This window comes from Marinobacter maroccanus (genome assembly GCF_002933275.1).
GTDB classification, from domain to species: domain Bacteria; phylum Pseudomonadota; class Gammaproteobacteria; order Pseudomonadales; family Oleiphilaceae; genus Marinobacter; species Marinobacter maroccanus.
In genome coordinates this window covers 75,591-96,888 of record NZ_PSSX01000005.1, presented here as the reverse complement: position 1 = coordinate 96,888, position 21,298 = coordinate 75,591, and the positions used below count along the sequence as shown (strand labels likewise).

22 protein-coding genes are annotated in these 21,298 nt (G+C 58.0%); 17 read left to right on the top strand and 5 right to left on the bottom strand.

The genetic code is table 11. From position 1 onward, the window contains the following. Window positions 1–45: 45 nt before the first annotated feature. Window positions 46–2,478, bottom strand: coding sequence for a DNA internalization-related competence protein ComEC/Rec2 (locus KEHDKFFH_RS07935; protein WP_241956459.1), 2,433 nt, complete (start codon window positions 2,476–2,478; stop codon window positions 46–48). 81 nt (window positions 2,479–2,559) lie between these two features. On the opposite strand from KEHDKFFH_RS07935, the gene KEHDKFFH_RS07930 reads away from it, so the two are divergent. Further along, on the top strand, window positions 2,560–3,105 hold the full coding sequence (locus KEHDKFFH_RS07930; RefSeq protein ID WP_104321423.1) for a DUF2062 domain-containing protein: 546 nt from the start codon (window positions 2,560–2,562) through the stop codon (window positions 3,103–3,105). On the opposite strand, the gene lolD is transcribed toward KEHDKFFH_RS07930, so the two are convergent. Together lolD and KEHDKFFH_RS07920 are read right to left on the bottom strand one after the other, a co-directional pair. Then, window positions 3,093–3,782: a lipoprotein-releasing ABC transporter ATP-binding protein LolD gene (gene lolD / locus KEHDKFFH_RS07925; protein ID WP_104321422.1), complete on the bottom strand. Its 690-nt coding sequence runs from the start codon at window positions 3,780–3,782 to the stop codon at window positions 3,093–3,095. The genes KEHDKFFH_RS07930 and lolD overlap by 13 nt on opposite strands. A 13-nt stretch (window positions 3,783–3,795) precedes the next feature. Then, window positions 3,796–5,037 carry a lipoprotein-releasing ABC transporter permease subunit gene (locus tag KEHDKFFH_RS07920; protein ID WP_104321421.1) on the bottom strand — a complete coding sequence of 414 codons (1,242 nt, stop codon included), beginning with the start codon at window positions 5,035–5,037 and terminating at the stop codon, window positions 3,796–3,798. A 129-nt stretch (window positions 5,038–5,166) separates the two neighbouring features. Here KEHDKFFH_RS07920 and KEHDKFFH_RS07915 point away from each other — a divergent pair, with 129 nt between their 5' ends. The 9 genes from KEHDKFFH_RS07915 to infA all read left to right on the top strand — a co-directional run bounded on the left by KEHDKFFH_RS07915 (window position 5,167) and on the right by infA (window position 12,170). Then, window positions 5,167–5,754, top strand: a complete 588-nt coding sequence (locus tag KEHDKFFH_RS07915; protein WP_104321420.1) for a PilZ domain-containing protein — start codon at window positions 5,167–5,169, stop codon at window positions 5,752–5,754. 95 nt (window positions 5,755–5,849) lie between these two features. Next, on the top strand, window positions 5,850–6,152 hold the full coding sequence (locus KEHDKFFH_RS07910) for a hypothetical protein (protein WP_104321419.1): 303 nt from the start codon (window positions 5,850–5,852) through the stop codon (window positions 6,150–6,152). A gap of 101 nt (window positions 6,153–6,253) precedes the next feature. Then, complete coding sequence (locus KEHDKFFH_RS07905; RefSeq protein WP_277872175.1) at window positions 6,254–7,303, top strand: agmatine deiminase family protein; 1,050 nt, start codon at window positions 6,254–6,256, stop codon at window positions 7,301–7,303. Beyond that, window positions 7,303–8,226 carry a carbon-nitrogen hydrolase gene (locus KEHDKFFH_RS07900; protein WP_104321417.1) on the top strand — a complete coding sequence of 308 codons (924 nt, stop codon included), beginning with the start codon at window positions 7,303–7,305 and terminating at the stop codon, window positions 8,224–8,226. Before KEHDKFFH_RS07905 ends, KEHDKFFH_RS07900 begins: the two co-directional genes overlap by 1 nt. Window positions 8,227–8,233: 7 nt before the next feature. After that, the gene (locus KEHDKFFH_RS07895; RefSeq protein ID WP_104321416.1) at window positions 8,234–9,145 is read left to right on the top strand and encodes an AAA family ATPase; all 912 of its coding nucleotides are present in this window, start codon (window positions 8,234–8,236) and stop codon (window positions 9,143–9,145) included. A gap of 141 nt (window positions 9,146–9,286) precedes the next feature. Then, a complete protein-coding gene (gene trxB / locus KEHDKFFH_RS07890; protein ID WP_104321415.1) occupies window positions 9,287–10,240 on the top strand; it encodes a thioredoxin-disulfide reductase in 954 nt (317 codons plus the stop codon). A 203-nt stretch (window positions 10,241–10,443) separates the two neighbouring features. Further along, window positions 10,444–11,157 carry a leucyl/phenylalanyl-tRNA--protein transferase gene (gene aat, locus KEHDKFFH_RS07885; RefSeq protein WP_104321414.1) on the top strand — a complete coding sequence of 238 codons (714 nt, stop codon included), beginning with the start codon at window positions 10,444–10,446 and terminating at the stop codon, window positions 11,155–11,157. Beyond that, complete coding sequence (locus tag KEHDKFFH_RS07880; protein ID WP_104321413.1) at window positions 11,158–11,871, top strand: arginyltransferase; 714 nt, start codon at window positions 11,158–11,160, stop codon at window positions 11,869–11,871. 80 nt (window positions 11,872–11,951) lie between these two features. Further along, entirely contained in the window at window positions 11,952–12,170 is a 219-nt protein-coding gene (gene infA, locus KEHDKFFH_RS07875) for a translation initiation factor IF-1 (protein WP_008169200.1), read from the top strand. 101 nt (window positions 12,171–12,271) lie between these two features. Here the strand turns inward: infA and clpA are convergent, their stop codons facing one another. After that, the gene (gene clpA / locus KEHDKFFH_RS07870) at window positions 12,272–14,542 is read right to left on the bottom strand and encodes an ATP-dependent Clp protease ATP-binding subunit ClpA (protein WP_104321412.1); all 2,271 of its coding nucleotides are present in this window, start codon (window positions 14,540–14,542) and stop codon (window positions 12,272–12,274) included. A gap of 18 nt (window positions 14,543–14,560) precedes the next feature. Further along, complete coding sequence (gene clpS / locus KEHDKFFH_RS07865; protein ID WP_008169202.1) at window positions 14,561–14,920, bottom strand: ATP-dependent Clp protease adapter ClpS; 360 nt, start codon at window positions 14,918–14,920, stop codon at window positions 14,561–14,563. Between the two features lie 306 nt (window positions 14,921–15,226). Here clpS and KEHDKFFH_RS20490 point away from each other — a divergent pair, with 306 nt between their 5' ends. From KEHDKFFH_RS20490 to KEHDKFFH_RS07830, 7 genes are all read left to right on the top strand, one after another. After that, a complete protein-coding gene (locus KEHDKFFH_RS20490; protein WP_064230179.1) occupies window positions 15,227–15,538 on the top strand; it encodes a cold shock domain-containing protein in 312 nt (103 codons plus the stop codon). A 173-nt stretch (window positions 15,539–15,711) separates the two neighbouring features. Next, window positions 15,712–16,344 carry a pseudouridine synthase gene (locus KEHDKFFH_RS07855; RefSeq protein ID WP_104321411.1) on the top strand — a complete coding sequence of 211 codons (633 nt, stop codon included), beginning with the start codon at window positions 15,712–15,714 and terminating at the stop codon, window positions 16,342–16,344. Further along, window positions 16,341–16,805: an NUDIX hydrolase gene (locus KEHDKFFH_RS07850; RefSeq protein WP_104321410.1), complete on the top strand. Its 465-nt coding sequence runs from the start codon at window positions 16,341–16,343 to the stop codon at window positions 16,803–16,805. Before KEHDKFFH_RS07855 ends, KEHDKFFH_RS07850 begins: the two co-directional genes overlap by 4 nt. A 36-nt stretch (window positions 16,806–16,841) precedes the next feature. After that, complete coding sequence (mnmA, locus tag KEHDKFFH_RS07845; protein WP_104321409.1) at window positions 16,842–18,029, top strand: tRNA 2-thiouridine(34) synthase MnmA; 1,188 nt, start codon at window positions 16,842–16,844, stop codon at window positions 18,027–18,029. Continuing rightward, entirely contained in the window at window positions 18,026–18,670 is a 645-nt protein-coding gene (hflD, locus tag KEHDKFFH_RS07840) for a high frequency lysogenization protein HflD (protein WP_104321408.1), read from the top strand. Before mnmA ends, hflD begins: the two co-directional genes overlap by 4 nt. 88 nt (window positions 18,671–18,758) lie before the next feature. Further along, a complete protein-coding gene (purB, locus tag KEHDKFFH_RS07835) occupies window positions 18,759–20,126 on the top strand; it encodes an adenylosuccinate lyase (RefSeq protein ID WP_104321407.1) in 1,368 nt (455 codons plus the stop codon). A 16-nt stretch (window positions 20,127–20,142) separates the two neighbouring features. Further along, window positions 20,143–21,294: a ribosomal protein uL16 3-hydroxylase gene (locus KEHDKFFH_RS07830; protein ID WP_104321406.1), complete on the top strand. Its 1,152-nt coding sequence runs from the start codon at window positions 20,143–20,145 to the stop codon at window positions 21,292–21,294. Window positions 21,295–21,298 lie beyond the last annotated feature (4 nt).

Genomic DNA, 21,298 nt, shown 5'->3' with positions numbered 1-21,298 from the left:
CGCGCTACTTTAGCATAGCTACCGGTGGAGGCCACACCTGCAATGTCACGGTATTTTACATTGATCACGGGCAAGCCCCGGACCGCCAATCCAGAATGGCGACCCATGGCGCATTTCCTTTAACGCCAACCGGTTATCCTCAATGGTCATCAAGATGCTGCCGGAACAGGCTGTATTCAGCGAGACTGCTCCGATCCCGGCATAGCGGGCGGTTACCGTCGGATGAGGATGGCCATACCGGTGGCGATAGCCGGCAGTATAGATCACCTGATCCGGTTTCAACGTCCTTACCCAGGCTTCGGAGGATGACGTTTTACTGCCGTGGTGGGGCGCGACAAGCACTCGGGTAACCGGCGCCTGAAGATCCTCTCGATCAGCGAGGTAAGCCAGATACCGGGCTTCCATGCGGTCGGTGATATCCCCCGGCAGGAGCCATTCTGTGCCTGATTCGGGGTGGTATATCCGCAGTACACAGGACGCATCGTTACCTTCTGTCGCCCCTTCCCCCTGCCAGAATTCCAGAATCAGGCTGCCGAGCCTTCGGGAAGATCGTTTGCAGCTCCAAACCGGCAGATCGGCAACCTGCTCTCTGACCGCTACCGGCTCGCCGGCGATGACTTGTCCGACTTCAATCTGCCGGGTCAGTTCAGATACACCCCCGGAATGATCACTGTCTGCGTGACTGATCACCAGGGTATCGATCCGCCTGATGCCCTCAGCCTTCAGATTGGGCAGGAGGGTCGATTCAACAGCCGAGAATACACCCGGAACGGCAGGGCCTGTGTCGTAAACCAATACCTCATGCCCGTGACGAACCAGAACCGACAGGCCCTGGCCAACATCCCAGACCCGTATTTCCGGCGCGTTCAGATGAGGGTTTTTCACCGAAGTCGGGCCCGGATACATCAGCCACGACACAGCCAACAGAGCGGCAACAAGGCGAAATCTGGCAAACGGCATGAATACCAGCGTCACAGTCAGCAACGCCCAACCCACGACCTCTGGAACACTGGCTTCATTGCCCGGCGCCTGCCACTCCGCGAACCATGTCAGCAGGTACCAGAGCACGCCCAGTGTCCAATCGAATAGTGGCACAAACAGCTGGGAGGCACCGGGAACAACGGCCGTCATCAATCCGCCCGTGACCAGCACCGGCATGACCACGAGGGATACCCAGGGAATCGCTGCCAGATTGGCCAACAGACCAACCAGGGGCTGTCCTTGCCCAAATATTTCCAGGATCGGCCATAAACCGCCGAATACAGCGAGCTGCGCAACGACGAGCCCGGTCAACGATCCGGTTCCCGCTATCCGCGCCGAGAACACAGCAATCAGCACAGCGACAGCCGTGAACGACAGCCAGAACCCCTGATCCAGGGGCGCAAAAGGATCCAGCAAAAGAACAGCCACCAGTGCAGCCAGGAAGGCCTGCCAAACCGGCGCCTGACGACTCATAAGAATCAGCCATCCGCCTGCAACCACCATTATCAGGGCGCGACGGGTCGGCACGGTAAAGCCGGCCGCCAGAGCATAAACCAGGCAACAACTCAGAACCGACGTAAAGACAATCCAACGTCTGGCCTCATCACTGACCCTTCGCGCTGGCAGCGCCAGCAACAGTCGCCTGCACAAAAAGCCAGCACCCAGAGCAACCAGCCCCAGATGCAGACCCGAAATCGCGACCAGGTGGATGGTGCCGGTCGCCTTGAGTACATCCCAGTGCTTCTGTTCCATATGGCCGCGATGGCCAATTAAAAGCGAAGAAACCAGCGGAAAATGCCTGGCATCGCCAAACTGCTCCGTGGTCCAGGTTTTAAGTGAAAGATGGACACTCCGATACTGGCAGTGCAGCGAACACCTTACGGTCGGGTCGACCTGAACACTACGGACGCTTCCGGTGGCACGGTACCCCTTTCGAAAGAGCCAGTCCTCGTAGCGGAAGCCTGCAGGGTTGAGGCTGCCATGGGGGCGTTTGAGAACGACTTCCAGCCGCAGGCGGGCCCCGGGAAGTTGTTCATTCCCGTGACCATACCAGGACAATCGGAGCAGGCCCGGCATCCTTGCTTCCTGCCCGGTTTCGATGGGAAGGTTGTGCCACTGGGTGATACAGAAACTGAAACGTAAACTGTTGAAGCTTCCGGTCGAAGGAATGTCGCACAGGTATCCCGATACCGAGAGGCGTTCTCTCTCAAGACTGGCCGGAAGAACGGTCGAAAGCCGGTCGCTGGCATGCCAGGAAACCCAGAACAGTCCGGAAGCAAGGCCAAGACCGAATACAGTTATCCGGGAGGCAACGGGCGATAAAGAATAGGACAGGGCAATTACAAGCAGCGATATCGCGGCGACCAACCACTCGGGAGGTGGCAGTATCGACAACCAATACAGTAAGATAACGCCACAAGAGAAGGCGATCACGCCCACTACTGCGGAACCGGACTTGCCAGAAGAGCATGCCGGGCGGTTGATACTTCCGGACAATCCTTGTCCTCCTGTATGTCACAAACACCGGCAATATCCGATGAGCCGGTATATTAACTCCGTTTAGAGGCAGAACTTCCAATGCCGAAGAAGTTCATGAAACGCTATCTGCCCTCACCAGAGAAGGTGCAAGCGATGCAGTCGCTAAGCTTTCTGGGCGATATTCTTCATGAACCCAACCTATGGCACATCAACCGTCACAGTGTCGCCAGGGCATTTCTGGTCGGCATCTGGTTCTGCTTTATTCCCATGCCCTTCCAGATGCTTGCGGCAGCCTTCTTCGCCATCTGGTTCAATGCCAATCTGCCGCTTTCGGTGGTTCTGGTCTGGATCAGCAACCCGGTGACCATGCCGCCGATGTTCTATTTCAACTATAAAATCGGGGCCTGGGCCCTGGACCGTCCGGTACTCAGCTTTGAGTTTGAACTGTCCTGGTCCTGGATCAGCGAGCGGCTGCTGGATATTGGCATCCCCCTCTACCTCGGTTCCCTGATGGTCGCAACCATTTCAGCCTGCCTTGCCTATTTGACCATCCAGTATCTCTGGCGCCGGAAAATCCGCTCAGACTGGCAGGTGCGGCGCACCGCACGACTCAGACGCCGTCGGGCGGCTGATCAGACTTCCTGAATCAAACGGCCCTGCTCAAGCCGCATGACCCGCCCGAGGCTTCGGGCCATTTTCATATCATGGGTGACCATGACAAAGGCAATGCCCAACTGATCCCTGAGGGATTCGATCAGTGCCTGGACTCCCTCGCCGGTATGTTCATCCAGGTTCCCGGTCGGTTCATCCATCAGTACGCAGTCCGGCTCATTGACCAAGGCACGGGCAATAGCAACCCGTTGGCGTTCACCGCCGGACAACTCGCCGGGCTTGTGATCCAGCCGTTCGGCAAGGCCAACCCGCTCCAGCAAGCTGCTTGCCTTGTCTCGCGATTTCGATACTGTCATGCCACCCAATGCACAGGGCATCATGACGTTCTCAAGCGCCGTAAATTCCGGTAACAGGTGATGAAACTGATAGACGAAGCCCAGATGGGCGTTGCGAAACCGGGCACGCCGGGCTTCGGAGAGCCGATGAATGTCCTCACCACAGATCGAGATCTGGCCGGACGACGGCTTGTCGAGCCCACCCAGCAGATTCAGCAACGTTGTCTTCCCCGCGCCGCTGCTGCCAACGATGGCAACGGTCTCGCCCTGGGCAACTTCCAGTGAAATATCTGAAAAAATGGTCAGCTTTCCGGGACCCTCATTGTAGGTCCGGGTCACCTGACGACAGTCAATCACCAGGGCAGATTGCGCCATAGCGGAATGTTCCTTACTCATAGCGAAGCGCCTCCGCCGGATCCACCCTCGAGGCCCGCCAGGCCGGGTATATGGTTGCCAACAAGCTCATGGCAAGGCCGGCGCCACTGATTATAAAAACGTCCTGCCATTGCAACTGGGATGGCAGGTAGCTGATAAAGTAGACGTCGGCGCTCAGGAACTGGTGCCCTAGCGCTCCCTCCAGCCAGGAGATAAAGGCGCTGATGTTGAGTGCTCCGAAGACACCCAGCGCCGTGCCGACGATGGTTCCGAAGATACCAATAACCGCTCCCTGAACGATAAAGATGCGCATGATCCGGCCCGGCGTCGCTCCCATGGTTCTCAGGATCGCGATGTCACCGGTTTTATCAGTGACCACCATTACGAGGGTGGAGACGATATTGAAGGCCGCCACGGCGACGATAAACATCAGAAGCAGGCCGATCATGGTTTTCTCCATCCGAATGGCCTGGAACAGATTGCCATGGGTGCGGGTCCAGTCGGATACGTAGTATCGGCCTCCCAGGGCCTCAGCGGCCTGCTGCGACACCTTGGGTGCTGCGAACAGGTCATCCACCAGCAGCCGGACGCCTTCGGCCTTGCCCCCGGTTCGCATGAGTTTGGCGGCATCATCCATGTGAATCAGGGTGTAGTTGCCATCCAGTTCGGCCCCGACACTGAAAACTCCCCTGACCGTAAAACGCTTGAGCCTTGGCAGCACACCTGCTGGCGTCACCGAGGCTTCCGGCAGCACCACGGTCACTTTGTCACCCACCTGAAGACGCAGACTGGCCGCCATCAAGCGGCCGATGATGATGCCAAACTCGCCGGAGACCAGATCATCTAGCCCACCTTCGATCATATGATTCTCAATGATGGACACCGAGCGCTCTTCTTCCGGCAGAATACCGTTGAGCATAACGCCACGAACATTCCCGCCACCGGTGACCATCCCCTGCCCCTGAATGAATGGAGCCGCAGCCAGCACCCGGGGATGTTCCTGTACCCGTGCATCAACGGACTGCCAATCATCCAGTGGGCCTGCGCCCTGTATGGTGGCATGGGGCACCATGCCGAGAATTCGCTGCTTGAGCTCCCGGTCAAAGCCGTTCATGACGGACAGCACGATGATCAGCACCGCCACACCCAGCATCAGCCCGATCATCGAGGTCAGGGAGATAAAGGATATAAAGTGATTGCGGCGCTTGGCGGCTGTGTATCGTAAGCCAATGTAAAATGATAAGGGTCTGAACATGAAGAGGTGCCTGTTGCTACCTTCAGGTCTGTCGTGGTCTGGTTTTCCCGAGTACCTTCTACCTTCCAGCACGGAGGGAAACTGCTAAACTGTTCTGTACCAATAAAAATTCAGCTTTCCGGAGCCGCGATGCAGTCGTCCGACATCCCAAACGAACCGGCGGACTATTCACCCGAACGCCGGGACTTTTACCGCATTGAAGACCGGATCGGCCTGGAGATCCGCAAGCTGGCCCCCGACACCCCACTGGACGGGGATACCTTCGATGGTGACCACCTTGAAAGCCTGAAAGCTGAATTCAGGCGGTTGGACCAGGACGTAAAATCCCAGCTTGCCAGCCTTGCCGAGAGAGACCGGCTGCTTACCGGGCTGATCAAATCCCTGAACGGCAAGCTGGACACGCTTGCGCGCATTATGGCCTTTGAGCAAAATCCGTTGCAACCTGAGGACTGGCAGGAGGTGACCCTGAGCGAGGGCGGCCTGTCTTTTTCCAGTAGCACCCCGGCCTGGCAACCCGGAGACCGGCTTGCTGTCCGAATGACCCTGCCACCCGAACTTTTTCAGCCCCAGGCGATCGCCCGTGTTCTCGAGGTACACCCCGATTCCTCAGGCGGAGCAAGGGTCCACACCGAATTTGCCCGGATTGATGACGGTGATCGTCAACAAATCGCACGGCATGTGATGCGTTGGCAGATTCGACAGCGTCAAAAAGAGTAGACTGGGGAAAAACGGGTGACTTTTGCTAATCTTTTTCGGATATTACGCTTTATCCATGTCCTTCTGAGGACGCCAGTTTTCATGGAGACCCATCAATGAGAAAACAATCTACCCTGTTCGGTGCACTGGCAGTGACTGCCACACTCGCCTTTTTCCCGATGACGTCCGCGGTAGCTGAAGAAATCCGCGTGCCGGTTGGTACCCAGGCCGATCGCGATCAGGCCAGCTTTCCGGGCTCCGGCATGAGCCAGTCCTCCGTCCGTGCATCCTGGGGCGCGCCCATGGAGATTCACGGCCCGGTAGGCCAGCCACCGATCACCCAATGGCATTACCAGAGCTTTGTCGTGTATTTCGAAGGCGATCGGGTTATCCATACCGTTCTCAAGCATAATCGCTGAAGGCCCGAGGGGCCTTTCCAGGTCGGAAATCCCCTTCTCATGTCCTGACGTTCAACCAATCGTTGGTTAGAATGGCGTCTTTTATGATTCAAGGTGACGTAGTGACAACCAAACGAGTGTTGCCCGCGGAATGGGCGCCCCAAAGCGCTGTAATGCTGACCTGGCCCCATCCGGGAACCGACTGGGCAGACCTGATGAATGAGGTGGAGCCGGTCTTCGAGAACATTGCGAAAGCCATTCTCCGATACGAACATGTGGTTATCAGTTGCGAACACGTCACCCGTCTGCAGGAACTCGAACGTGACCTGAACCGCTACGCCGAGCAAAACAGCTTCCCGGGCCGCGTGAAGGCGGTTCCCGCGCCTGCAAACGATACCTGGGCAAGGGACCATGGCCCGATCACTATCCTGACTGACGACAGACCCACACTGCTGGATTTCCGTTTCAACGCCTGGGGCGGAAAGTTTCCCTCGGAAAAAGACGACGCATTGAACAACCACCTGTTTAATGCCGGTGTATTCGGCACAACCATGACACAGCAGGTGGACTTCGTACTGGAGGGCGGCTCCTTTGAATCGGATGGTCAGGGCACTTTTCTGACCACCTCTGAATGTCTGCTGACGCCGACCCGAAACCCGGCCATGGATCGCACAGCCATTGAGCAACTGCTTTCAGAGGTACTGGGCGTGTGCCGGATTCTCTGGCTCAACCATGGCTACCTGGCCGGAGACGACACCGACAGCCACATTGATACTCTGGCCCGATTCTGCGCGCCGGATCATATCTGTTATGTGGCCTGTCCCGACGTGGCCGATGAACACTACAGTGCTCTTGCGGCCATGGAAGAAGAGCTCCAGGAATTCCGTCAGGCCGACGGCTCCCCCTACAAACTGACGCCTCTGCCCTGGCCCGACGCCATTTATGACGAGGACGGCGAGCGCCTGCCGGCTACCTATGCAAACTTTCTGATCATCAACGATGCGGTGTTGCTGCCGGTGTACGACGTACCGCAGGATGAAGACGCCATCACTGTCATGAAAGAGATTTTCCCGAGCAGGGAGATAGTGCCGATTGATTGCCGGCCCTTGATTCGCCAGCATGGCAGCCTTCACTGTGTGACCATGCAAATCCCCGCCGGAGTAGTCAGTTGATGAGCAGCGAATCGCGCAAGAACCAGATCAATGTTGCCGCCATCCAGCAGGCCTGCAGCAGTGATAAAGCGGCCAGCCTCGCCGTCACTGAGAAACTGGTCCGCGAAGCCGCGGCCAATGGTGCAGACCTGGTTATTCTCCAGGAACTCCACGCCACCCTGTACTTCTGCCAGACCGAAGACACTGCGGTTTTCGAGATGGCCGAACCGATTCCCGGCCCCACCAGCCAGCGTTTATCCGATCTGGCCCGCGAACTGGGCATCGTTCTGGTTGGGTCTATTTTCGAACGTCGCATGAACGGTGTTTACCACAACACCGCGGTAGTGTTTGACAGAGACGGCTCCATGGCAGGCCTGTACCGGAAAATGCACATTCCGGACGACCCGGGTTTCTACGAGAAATTCTACTTTACGCCCGGCGACGCCCAGTTCAATGATGGCCGCAGCGGCTTCACGCCCATTGATACATCCGTTGGCAGGCTTGGCGTGCTGGTGTGCTGGGACCAGTGGTATCCAGAAGCTGCCCGGTTGATGGCCCTGGCCGGCGCGGAGATCCTCATATACCCCACCGCCATCGGTTGGGATGTAACGGATGACCCCGATGAACAGGCTCGTCAGCTGGACGCCTGGGTCACCGTGCAGCGGGGCCATGCGGTTGCCAACAACCTGCTGGTGGTGGCTCCGAACCGGGTAGGCACCGAACCCGACCCCTCCGGACACAGCGACGGCATTCGCTTCTGGGGCAACAGTTTTATCTGCGGCCCACAGGGTGAATTTCTGGCCCGGGGCGATGACAGCTCCGAGTGTATTCTGGCGGTAACCCTTGATCGCACCCGCAGTGAATCGGTTCGCCGTATCTGGCCGTATTTGAGAGACCGCCGTATAGACGCCTACGGTGACATCCTCAAACGCGTAAGGGACTGAGCCCGGAATGAAGAAACTGGTCGATACCGTAGTCAGTGAACTGAACCAGATACTCCTGGGCAAAGACCAACAGGTACGCCTTGCCTTGTGCGGCCTACTGGCCCGGGGCCACCTGCTGATCGAAGACATCCCCGGCATGGGCAAGACCACCCTCTCCCATGCCCTGGCCAAGGTCATGGGTCTGAGTTACCAGCGTATCCAGTTCACAAACGACCTGCTTCCGGCGGATGTGCTTGGTTATTCCATGTACGACAAACAGGCCGGCAGCCTGGTCTTTCATCCGGGCCCGATTTTCGCCCAGGTGGTGCTGGCTGATGAAATCAACCGGGCATCACCTCGCACCCAGAGCGCACTGCTTGAAGCCATGGAAGAACGGCAAGTGTCCATTGAGGGCGAGACCCGGCCACTGCCTCACCCGTTTTTTGTGATTGCGACACAAAACCCCATTGAACAGGGCGGCACCTACCCCCTGCCCGAGTCCCAACTGGACCGGTTCCTCATGCGCCTGCGCCTGGGTTACCCGGACCCGAGAGCTGAACGGGAACTGCTCGAGGGTGAAGACCGTCGTGCCATGACCGAAAAACTCCCCAAACTACTCTCCCAGGCCGACCTGAAAACTCTGCAGGAAGGCGTCACGCGGATAACCGCCAGCCCGGCTCTTCTGGATTACGTTCAACGGTTGCTGGAACAGAGTCGGACAATGCCCGGGCTTCTGTACGGGCTTTCGCCCCGGGCGGGACTGGGTCTGGTACGGGCCGCCAAGGCCTGGGCCCTGATGGAGGGGCGTCATCACGTACTGCCGGATGACATCCAGGCGGTCTTTCCCGCCGTGGCGGCCCACCGCCTTGAACAGGGCGAGTCCGGCAAAAGCGCTGAAAGGGTTCGTCAGCTGTTGGCAACCGTTTCTGTGCTTGAGTAAATAGCAAGGTTTTATAAGCGGAATTGGCCAAAACGAATGGCAGACCGCGCCTTTCATGTTAGCCTTTGCCCCTTTCCCCGAATCGTCTGGCCCTGAAACCGGGCCCGGCAACGTACGGCTTTTTCAGTGAGAGAATTCCCAATGAGCGACACCAAACATTCCCGACTGATCATCCTCGGTTCCGGCCCCGCAGGTTACACCGCTGCTGTCTACGCAGCCCGCGCCAACCTGAACCCGACCCTGATTACCGGTATTGAAGTCGGCGGCCAGCTCACCACCACCACCGACGTCGACAACTGGCCCGGCGACAACGACGGCGTTCAGGGCCCGGAGCTCATGCAGCGCATGCTCGCACACGCCGAACGCTTCGAAACCAGCATCGTCTACGACACCATCAACGAAGCTGACCTGCATAACCGCCCCTTCCGGCTCAAGGGCGATGGCGGTGAATACACCTGCGACGCCCTGATCATCGCCACCGGCGCCTCCGCCATGTACCTGGGCCTGGAATCGGAAGAAAAATTCAAAGGCCAGGGCGTCTCCGCCTGCGCCACCTGCGACGGCTTCTTCTACAAGAAACAGAAAGTCGCCGTTATCGGCGGCGGCAACACCGCCGTTGAAGAGGCCCTGTACCTCTCCAACATCGCCGACGAAGTCACCCTGGTACACCGCCGCGACAGCCTGCGCGCCGAGAAAATCCTCCAGGACAAACTGTTTGAAAAAGCCGAAAACGGCAACGTCAACATCGTCTGGGACCACACCCTCGACGAAGTCCTCGGCGATGGCACCGGCGTAACCGGCATGCGCATCAAGAGCACCAAAGACGGCTCCACGCAGGAGATGGACCTGGCCGGCGTATTCATCGCCATCGGCCACAAGCCCAACACCGACCTATTCCAGGGCCAGCTGGACATGGAAAACGGCTACATCCGCATCCGCTCCGGCCTCGGAGGCATGGCCACCCAGAGCAGCATCGCCGGCGTCTTCGCCGCCGGCGACGTAGCCGACCACGTCTACCGCCAGGCCGTCACCTCCGCCGGCTTCGGCTGCATGGCCGCCCTGGATGCGGAAAAGTTTCTGGATCAACAGGATTGATCTAGTCTTTTAGAAGGCCCTGCGGAAACTGATCGAGGCCGGGAGGACCAGTCCTCTAAAACTGTGTGGAGCCAGGGATGGCGGAGCCAAGCCTACAGGGATGTATTTACGGCGTGTTTTAGAAGACTGGTCCTCCCGGGCGCGACTCCGAGGCCCGTTAGCAACAAGATCAACGCGAACTAGGCAGTAAAAACCGGAGAAGGATGACCTCACTACCCTGGCTAGACCCGGACCAACTCTGGTTCCCCCCCGCCAACGAAGCCCTGGACGACCCGGATGGCCTCCTTGCCCTCGGCGGGGACCTGTCCACCGAACGACTCATCCTCGCCTACCGGAACGGCATCTTCCCCTGGTACAGCGACGACCAGCCCATCCTGTGGTGGTCACCGAACCCCAGATGCGTCCTTTTTCCGAACGAAATCCACGTATCACGAAGCCTGCGCCGCACCCTGAACCAGCAACGCTTCCAGGTAACCGCAGACAGACACTTCGGACGGATTATCCGCCTGTGCGCCTCAACCCGGGCTGAAGGCACCTGGATTACCGAAGAGATGATTGCCAGCTACTCAGAACTCCACCGAATGGGCGTGGCTCACTCCATCGAAATCTGGAACCGCCGCGGCGAGCTGGCCGGTGGCATGTACGGACTGGCCATTGGTCGGTGCTTCTTCGGTGAATCCATGTTTTCCCTGGAAACCAACGCCTCCAAGGTTCTGATGATCCACCTGGCGCACCAGCTACAGCTCTGGGGTTACCGGATCATGGATTGCCAGGTGGAAAGCCGGCACCTTTTAACCATGGGCGCACGAACTATTCCCCGGGAAGAGTTTTTATCTATACTCAGGATGAGCATCGACCAGAAACCGGATCAGACCGACTGGACCTTCCAATGGCGTTGGCCCGGGCCGGAGGAGTGAATGAGCAATCTCAGAACCCTGGTGTTCTTCGCGACGCCGCCCCATGATTGCAGCTACCTGCCAGACCGCGAGGCAACCACCATGTTTGTGGATCCGCGGGCCCATGTCGATAAGAAACTCTACAGCCAACTCACCGCTCTTGGTTTCCGCCGCAGTGGTTCGCATTATTACCGACCCCACTGCGAACAGTGCAACGCCTGCATACCGGTTCGATTAAAAGTCGATGATTTCAATCCGGACAGAAGCCAGCGACGGGTGCTCAAGAAAAACACCGACCTGAAGTGCACCATGGTGCCGGCCACCTTCGCGGAAAGGTACTATCAGCTCTACGCCAACTACATTGAGCAACGGCACCAGGATGGCGATATGTACCCGCCCACCCGGGAACAGTTCACGTCGTTCCTGGTGGAAGGGGCAACCGACTCCTGGTTCCTGGAAATCCACAAGGATGAGCGGCTGGTGGGACTGGCGGCCGTGGACCTGCTGGACGACGGACTCTCGGCCATCTACACCGTTTTCGAACCGGATCTCGAAGACAGGAGCCTGGGCACCTACGCGATTCTCTGGCAAATTGAGGAGGCGCGCCGCAGAGGACTGCCCCATCTCTATCTCGGTTACTGGATCAAGCAGTGCAGGAAAATGAACTACAAAACCCGCTTTCGCCCGATTGAGGCGCTTCGAGACGGGCACTGGCGTGAACTGGACCCAGGCTAACTTTGCCAAACGCCGACAAATCAGGCAGAATTGCGCAATTTAAAATTACGAGAAGCATATCCAAACGAGGTTTCTACTGAATGCCGAAATCAGATGCCATTGAAATGGAAGGCGTTATTATCGACACCCTTCCAAACACCATGTTCCGCGTTGAGCTTAGCAACGGCCATGTTGTGACAGCTCATATCTCCGGCAAGATGCGCAAGAACTACATCCGCATCCTGACAGGTGACAAGGTCAAGGTTGAGTTGACTCCCTACGACCTGAGCAAGGGCCGTATCGTATACCGCGCCCGTTAATGCTCCCGTGACATCTGAAAGCCCCTCCGGGGGCTTTTTTCGTTAGGGCGTAAAAAAACCGCTGCCGGTTCCCCGGGCAGCGGTTTCCTTGCTCAAGTAGTTCAGACAGCCTCTGCAGGCTCGTCCTCATACTCGAATACCAGCTCGTCATCACGAAGGTGGATGAAGACATCCCCGCCCTTCTCTGACAAACGCCCGAACAGGATCTGCTCGGCCAGCGGCCGTTTGATCTTGTCCTGAATAAGGCGCGACATCGGGCGGGCACCCATTGTGACATCATAGCCCTTCTCGGCCAGCCAGGCCTTCGCTTCGTCGTCCACATGCAGAACCACATGCTTCTCGTCCAGCTGCGCCTGCAGCTCGGTGAGGAACTTGTCCACCACATGGGTGATGGTGTCGATCTGCAGGTCACCGAACTGGATGATACCGTCCAGACGGTTGCGGAATTCCGGCGTGAAGGTCTTGCTGATGATTTCCATGCCGTCTGTGCTGTGGTCCTGCTCGCTGAAGCCAATGGAGCGACGGGCCATACTCTCGGCGCCGGCGTTGGTGGTCATCACCAGGATCACGTGGCGGAAGTCCGCCTTTCGACCGTTGTTATCAGTCAGCGTGCCATGGTCCATGACCTGCAGCAGCAGGTTAAACACTTCCGGATGGGCTTTCTCGATTTCATCCAGCAGGAGTACACAGTGCGGATGCTTGTTGACCGATTCCGTCAACAGGCCGCCCTGATCGTAGCCCACGTAGCCCGGAGGCGCACCGATCAGCCGCGACACAGTGTGGCGCTCCATGTACTCGGACATGTCAAAGCGCACCAGTTCGATGCCCAGAACCTTGGCCAACTGCTTGGTAACCTCGGTTTTACCGACACCGGTCGGACCTGCGAACAGGAAAGCACCCTCGGGCTTCTCGGGCGACTTCAGTCCGGCACGGGCCAGCTTGATGGCGGTAGACAACGATTCGATGGCCGGATCCTGACCAAAGACCGTCATCTTGAGGTCCCGCTCCAGGTTCCGCAGCAGATCCTTGTCGCTGGTGGAGACGTTTTTCGGCGGAATGCGGGCAATATTCGCAACCACATCCTCGATATCGGTGACGTCAACCGTCTTCTTGCGCTTGCCCTCAGGCTGAAGCCTTTGGCGGGCACCCGCTTCATCAATTACGTCAATGGCCTTGTCCGGCAGATGACGGTCTGTGATGTAGCGGTCGGACAGCTCTGCAGCTACCCGCAGGGCCTTGTCGGTGTATTTGAGATCGTGGTGCTTCTCGAAATTCGGCTTGAGGCCTTTCAGGATCTGATAGGTGTCCTCAACGCTGGGCTCGTTCACGTCGATTTTCTGGAAACGGCGAGCCAGGGCGCTGTCCTTCTCAAAGATACCCCGGAACTCCTGGAACGTTGTTGAGCCAATGCATCGGATCTCTCCGGAGCTGAGCATGGGCTTCAACAGGTTCGAGGCGTCCATCACGCCACCGGAAGCGGAGCCCGCCCCAATGATGGTGTGAATCTCGTCGATGAACAGAATCGCGTGGTTCTCTTTCTTGAGCTCGGCAAGCAGCCCTTTCAGACGCTTCTCGAAGTCGCCCCGATACTTGGTTCCGGCGAGCAGAGCCCCCAGATCCAGCGAGTAGACTACGGCGTCCGAGATGATGTCAGGAACCTGACCATCGACAATCCGCTTGGCAAGCCCCTCTGCGATGGCGGTTTTGCCAACACCGGCCTCCCCCACCAGCAGCGGGTTGTTCTTGCGGCGGCGCACCAGAATCTGGACGACCCGCTCCACCTCGTGCTCACGACCGATCAGCGGATCAATCCGGCCCTGACGAGCCTGTTCATTCAGATTGGTGGCATAGCTTTCCAGCGGCTTGGACTGACCGCCTTCCTCGCCAGCCTCATCATGGGATGCCTGGTCGTGGCTCTCCTGGTCTTCCGCGCCCTGAACGCGGGAAATGCCATGGGAAACAAAGTTGACCACATCAATACGGGCAATGCTCTGCTTCTTGAGCACGTAGACCGCCTGGCTTTCCTGCTCGCTGAAAATGGCCACCAGCACGTTGGCACCGGTCACCTCTTTCTTGCCCGAGGACTGCACATGGAAAACCGCCCGCTGCAGCACCCGCTGGAACCCCAGCGTGGGCTGTGTCTCCCGCTCACTGTCACTGCTGGGAATCAGTGGTGTGGTTGAATCCACGAATTCGACAAGCTCTTCCTGAAGCCGCTTGAGGTCTGCGCCGCAAGCTTTCAGAACGCCCACTGCCGATTCATTATCCAGTAGGGCCAGCAACAGATGCTCCACAGTCATGAACTCATGACGCTTGTCCCGGGCATTCTTGAAGGCCGTATTCAGCGTAATTTCTAGATCTTTGCTCAGCATGGGCCACCCCAACGTCTATCAGTCCGCACGTTCAATCTCGCAAAGGAGCGGATGTTCGCATTCCGAGGAATACTGGTTCACCTGTGCCGCCTTTGTTTCCGCGATGTCCCGGGTATATACCCCGCATACAGCTTTTCCCTGTGTATGGACGAGCAGCATCACCTGCGTCGCCTTTTCCTCGTTCATTCCGAAGAACTTCATCAACACATCCACAACAAAATCCATGGGCGTGTAATCATCGTTCAGAAGCACCACTCGATATCGCGCCGGACGCTTGAGAGCAGGCTTCTCGGGAGCAACGCTGAGGTCATCCTGTCGCCCCGGTTGTTCGTCCTCCCCCTGATTGAATACTAGTAGAGAATTTTCGATAGTCCGCATCATTCCTTACCGGTTTATCGGTGCTCCTGTTAAATGTGGATGTCCGCCCCCGGGTTTTCAAGCGGGGCATGCGATATTTATCAATACGAACATGATACCGCTTCCAGACTGCGTTCAACCACACATTCCCGGTATAGAAACTATTGACTCATCGCCATGATTGGTCGAAAGTTAAGTTGCATTGTAAAATAATGTAAATCCATGCAAGGATTGTGTAACAGGATTCGGACCGGCTGTGCGACGGCACCGATAGGCAAACAAAGAATCAACAAGAATAGAGACAGCAAAAGAACAGGGGAGTTCATCATGCCAAGAGGCAAGGTCAAGTGGTTCAACAATGCCAAAGGGTACGGATTCATCATCGAGGATGGCTGCAGTGACGACCTGTTTGCGCACTTCTCTTCGGTGCAGATGGACGGCTACAAGACCTTAAAAGCCGGCCAGGCCGTAACCTTCGACAAAAAGCCCAGCGACAAGGGCATTCACGCAGTCAACATCGTCCCTGACGAACTGCCCGCCAGCAAGGGACAAACTGGCGCCAGCAGCGACTCTGCCGGGCAATCAGGGCAGCAGGAGTCAGGCCGGGACGGCTATCCGCCCCGTGCAGTAAACGCCTGATCGACTGTTACAACAGAGTAATCGCACCCACCGGTGGCCGCTGGTGGGCCCTCCTTTTTTTGTCCTTTAAGCCCACTCCTTCTTGATCGACGCCAACGTTGCTTTGCCAGCGCCCCGCTTTGCAGTACCCTGCCATCACCAAAGACATCAGAATTCCGGGAACACAGCAGCGCATGGCTGAACTCGTGCTTTTCAACAAACCCTTCCAGGTTTTGAGCCAGTTTACCGACGATGGGGCCTCCGGCGGTGAGTTACCGAGAGCCACCCTGGCGGACTACTTGCGGATTCCGGGCATCTACCCGGCCGGTCGCCTCGACTATGATTCCGAAGGCCTGCTTCTTCTTACCTCTGAAGGCTCACTGCAACACCGGATTGCCTCCCCTTCGCTCAAGATGCCAAAGACATACTGGGTGCAGGTGGAAGGCGACATTACGAAAGAGGCATTGAAACACCTGGCGACCGGAGTTCAACTGAAGGATGGCCTGACCCGGCCGGCTAAAGCCGCCAGAATACCCGCCCCGGCGGTCTGGCCCAGGGTGCCGCCGGTGCGCCATCGAGAAACAGTTCCCACCAGCTGGATTGAGCTGACCATCACCGAAGGCAAGAACCGGCAGGTTCGACGAATGACTGCCGCCGTTGGCTTTCCAACACTCAGGCTGATCCGATACCGGATTGGCGACTGGACGCTGGAAGGCCTGGATTCGGGAGCCCATCGGACTATTACCGTAAATCTTCCCGCTCCAGCAAAATCACCTCGCCGCCGCAGTGCCGCCGGCGCCCGACCCAGGAGAAACCGGAAATCATGACCTGGACACCCCACGCCACCGTGGCCGTCATTGTTGAAGATGGTGCCGGCCGCTACCTGATGGTTGAAGAAGTCAGCGGCGGCAAGGTTGTTTTCAACCAGCCCGCAGGCCATGTCGAGGAGAACGAAGCCATTCTGGATGCCGTTCGCCGGGAAGCCCTGGAAGAAACGGGCTGGGACATTGAGCCGTTACACTTTCTCGGCATATACACCTATAAGGCGCCGGCAAACGGAGTTACCTACTATCGGTTCTGTTATGCAGCCCGGGCCCGCACCCGGCTCACCGAACAACTGGATGATGGCATCATTGCCGCCCACTGGCTGACCCTCGATGAAATTCGGGGGTTAGGCAATAAATTGCGTAGCCCACTCGTGCTCCAATGCATAGAAGATTACCGAAACGGCCGGCTATACCCGCTGGACGTGGTGGTGGATGCGCAGACGGCGCCTCCGGAAAGATGATAAACTTGCGGTTTTTGAGCCGGTAACGAAGCTGTCATGACCAACACATCCGAAGCCCACCCTGCAAACAGCACAGCCAACACCCGCGTCATTGTCGGCATGTCCGGCGGCGTGGATTCTTCCGTGGCCGCGTGGCTGCTCAAGGATCATGGTTATCAGGTTGAAGGCCTGTTCATGAAGAACTGGGATGAGGACGATGGCACCGAATACTGCACAGCGATGACGGACCTGGCCGACGCCCAGGCCGTGGCCGACGCCATCGGCATCAAGCTGCATACCGCCAGCTTCGCGGCCGAATACTGGGACCGGGTATTTGAACACTTCCTCTCCGAATATCAGGCCGGGCGGACACCCAACCCCGACATCCTGTGTAACAAGGAAGTGAAGTTCCGGGCATTCCTGGACTATGCCGTTACTCTCGGCGCCGACTACATTGCCACCGGCCACTACGCCCGCCAGCGTCCGATTGCTGACGCCCCCGGCAAGGCCCAGCTTCTCAAGGGCCTGGATCCCAACAAGGATCAGAGCTATTTCCTGCATGCCGTCTCTGGCGACCGCATCGCGCGCACACTGTTCCCGGTCGGCGAGCTGGAGAAACCCGAGGTGCGCCGTATTGCCGAGCAGCAGGGTTTCGTCACCCATGACAAGAAAGACTCCACCGGCATCTGCTTTATTGGCGAGCGCAAGTTCAAGGATTTCCTGAAGCAGTACCTTCCGGCCCAGCCCGGCGATATTGAAACACCGGATGGCCAGAAAATTGGCCGGCACCAGGGCCTGATGTATCACACCATTGGCCAGCGACAGGGTCTTGGCATTGGGGGGCTCAGCGAGTTCGGGGACGAGCCCTGGTATGTGGCGCAGAAAGATCTCAGTCGCAATGTCCTCATCGCGGTTCAGGGTAAGCACCATCCCCTGCTCTTTTCCCGGGGCCTGGTATCGGGACCGATTGACTGGGTTGCCGGCGAACCACCTGCGCAGTCCTTCCGATGCAAAGCCAAGACCCGTTACCGGCAGCCGGACCAGGATTGTGAGGTTGTCTTGATCGAGGGCGGCGTCCGGGTAGACTTTGACGACGCCCAGCGCGCTGTCACCCCTGGACAATCTGTCGTTTTCTACGATGGCGATGTATGCCTCGGCGGCGGTGTCATTGAAGAAACCTGGCGAGACGGCGAACCCTTGCCCGCCCGCCTGACCGGAACCCGGCCCCAGGAAGAAACTGCATGAGCCGCTCCCTCAAGGATCAGACCCTGGCGCTGGCCGGGGTTTTTCAGGCCGCCAACCTTGTTCAGCAGATTGCCCACAACGGACAGTGCAACGAAGCCAGCCTGGAAACCTCCATCCGCTCGCTGTTTGCCACCAATCCGGAAAACACGCTGGACGTCTACGGCGGCGAACTTCGCGACATCCGCGAAGGCCTTGTCACCCTGTCCTCGGTGCTTAGCCAGCAGTCCCGGCAGCAGGACATCGAAGTATTGCGCTATGCCCTCAATCTGGTCCAGCTCGAATCCAAACTGAATCGCCGCTCTGACATGCTGGATGTGATTGGTAGCCGTATTGATCAGGCCAGGCATACCGCAAGCCATTTCGGGTACACCCACCCCAACCTGATCAGCAATCTGGCATCGGTCTATGCCGACACCATCAGCACCTTTCGGCTGCGAATTCAGGTCAGCGGTAACCCCTCCGTGCTGCAGCAGGAGGAGAATGCGGCAAAAGTACGCGCCCTGCTGCTCGCGGGCATTCGTTCCGCCGTGCTCTGGCGCCAGACGGGCGGGCGCCGCTGGCAACTGATCTTTGCCCGGAAAAAGGTCATCCGGCTCGCGGGCGAACTGGCCGAGGAAGCCAATCGCTCCCTGTACCACTGACGGCGCTGATTCAGTGCCTCCGGTGGTGTATGATATGCACCCCTTATTTTCTTTTGATCCGAATCTTTGATGACTTGAGAGGTTTTCGATGGAACTCACCGCCCTGACCGCCATTTCCCCGGTCGATGGACGTTATGGCAGCAAGGTCAGCGTCTTCCGTGAAATTTTCAGTGAATATGGCCTGATCAGGAACCGGGTAACCGTCGAGATCCGCTGGTTGCAGAAGCTGGCCGCTCATCCCGGGGTAACTGAGGTTCCCGCGTTTTCCGCCGAAGCGAACAGCGTTCTGGACAGCCTGGTCAGTGAGTTTAGCCTTGAAGACGCCGAGCGCATCAAGGACATTGAACGCACCACCAACCACGATGTAAAAGCGGTCGAGTATTTCATCAAAGAGAAAATTGCCGGCGTTCCGGAACTGCACGCCGTCACGGAATTTGTTCACTTTGCCTGTACCTCCGAAGACATCAACAACCTGTCCCATGGCCTGATGCTGAGGGAAGGCCTGGACCACGGCCTGCTGCCGGCCATGGACCGCGTTGTCGACAAGCTGGCGCAGCTGGCTCACGACCACGCCGAACAGCCCATGCTTTCGCGGACACACGGCCAGACGGCCTCTCCCACTACCGTGGGCAAAGAGCTGGCGAACGTGGTGCACCGTCTGCGCCGCCAGGTAAAACAGATCCGTGAAACCGAGCTGTTGGGCAAGATCAATGGCGCCGTGGGTAACTACAACGCTCACCTGTCCGCCTACCCGGAAATCGACTGGGCCCTGAATGCCCGGGAATTCATCGAAAGCCTTGGCCTCGACTGGAATCCGTACACCACACAGATCGAACCACACGATTACATCGCCGAACTGTACGATGCCGTTGCCCGCTTCAACACAATCCTGATGGACCTGGATCGTGACGTCTGGGGCTATATCTCTCTCGGCTACTTCAAGCAGAAAACGGTGGAAGGCGAAGTGGGTTCCTCAACCATGCCCCACAAGGTCAACCCCATTGATTTCGAGAACTCCGAGGGCAACCTTGGCATCGCCAATGCGCTGTTCAGCCACCTCTCCGCCAAGCTGCCCATTTCGCGCTGGCAGCGGGATCTGACTGACTCCACCGTACTACGCAATCTGGGCGTTGGTTTTGCACACAGCCTGATCGCCTACGAAGCCACACTGAAAGGCCTGGGCAAACTGGAAATCAACCCGGCTCGCCTGGATGAAGACCTGGATCATGCCTGGGAAGTGCTTGCCGAGCCGATCCAGACCGTGATGCGTCGTTACAACATTGAAAAGCCCTATGAAAAGCTCAAGGCTTTGACCCGCGGCAAGGCAATGACACCGGAAGTGATCAAGAATTTCGTGGAGAGCCTCGACATTCCGGAGCAGGCCAAGGCCGAACTGATGGCCCTGACGCCGGGCCGATACATCGGTAACGCAGTCGATCAGGCACAAAACATCTGAAACCGGGAGTACACCCATGGACATGCTTGGCGGACTGACACCTTCTGAATTTCTGCGGGACTACTGGCAGAAAAAGCCGCTGGTTATCCGCCAGGCATTTCCCGACTTCCAGTGCCCGGTCAGCGCCGATGAGCTGGCGGGCCTGGCCTGTGAGGAAGGCGTGGAGTCCCGGATTGTCATCGAAAACGACGACGGCAAGCCCTGGCAACTCCACAATGGCCCCTTCTCGCCGGACCGATTCAGCTCATTGCCCGAGCAGGACTGGACGCTGCTGGTTCAGGGCCTGGACCACTGGGTGCCGGATATTGCCGATCTTCTGGAGCATTTCCGGTTCATTCCCAATTGGCGCCTGGACGACATTATGGCCAGCTTTGCTCCGAAAGGCGGCAGCGTTGGCCCTCATTACGACCAGTACGATGTGTTCCTGCTTCAGGCCCAGGGTCACCGCCGGTGGACGTTTGGCGGGCATTGCGACCATACCTCACCCCGGGTGGAGGGTACCCCTCTGCGGATTCTGAGCAGTTGGGATGGCGAGGAAACCGTTACCCTGGCACCCGGTGACATGCTGTATCTGCCGCCGGGCATCGGCCATCACGGCGTTGCCGAGGACGACTGTATCACCCTGTCGGTTGGGTTCCGCGCGCCGACTATGGACGATATCCTTACCGGCTTTACCGACTTCCTGTGCAGTCAGTCCGACGCGGCGGACCACCTGAACGACCCGGACCTCCAGGTCCAGGACAATCCCGGTACAATTCAACCCGACGTGGTCGACCGCCTGGAGAGTGTCATCCGGGAAAAGCTCGGGGACCGCCGGCAACTGGCGCTCTGGTTTGGCCAGTTTTCAACAGCGCCCAAGAGCATGGACATTGTTGTTCCCGCCGAGGAGCCTGCATCCCCCGAGGATGTTGCCGAGGCGATTCATGCGGGCGAGCAGTTACGTTGGAACGAAGGATCCCGCTTCGCCTACTACGACTTCCCCAGTGAAACTGCCCTGTTTGTCGATGGCGAGCAGTTCCTGCTCAAGGGCGACGCCCAGCCTGTTGCTCCGTTACTCTGTTCGGCCGCCCGTGTAGACATGGCTGCCCTGGCCCGCTTTGCTGAAGATGAAGCGTTGCTTGGGCTTCTGACCGAGCTCTACAATCAGGGTTCTGTTTACTTCGAATAGGCAT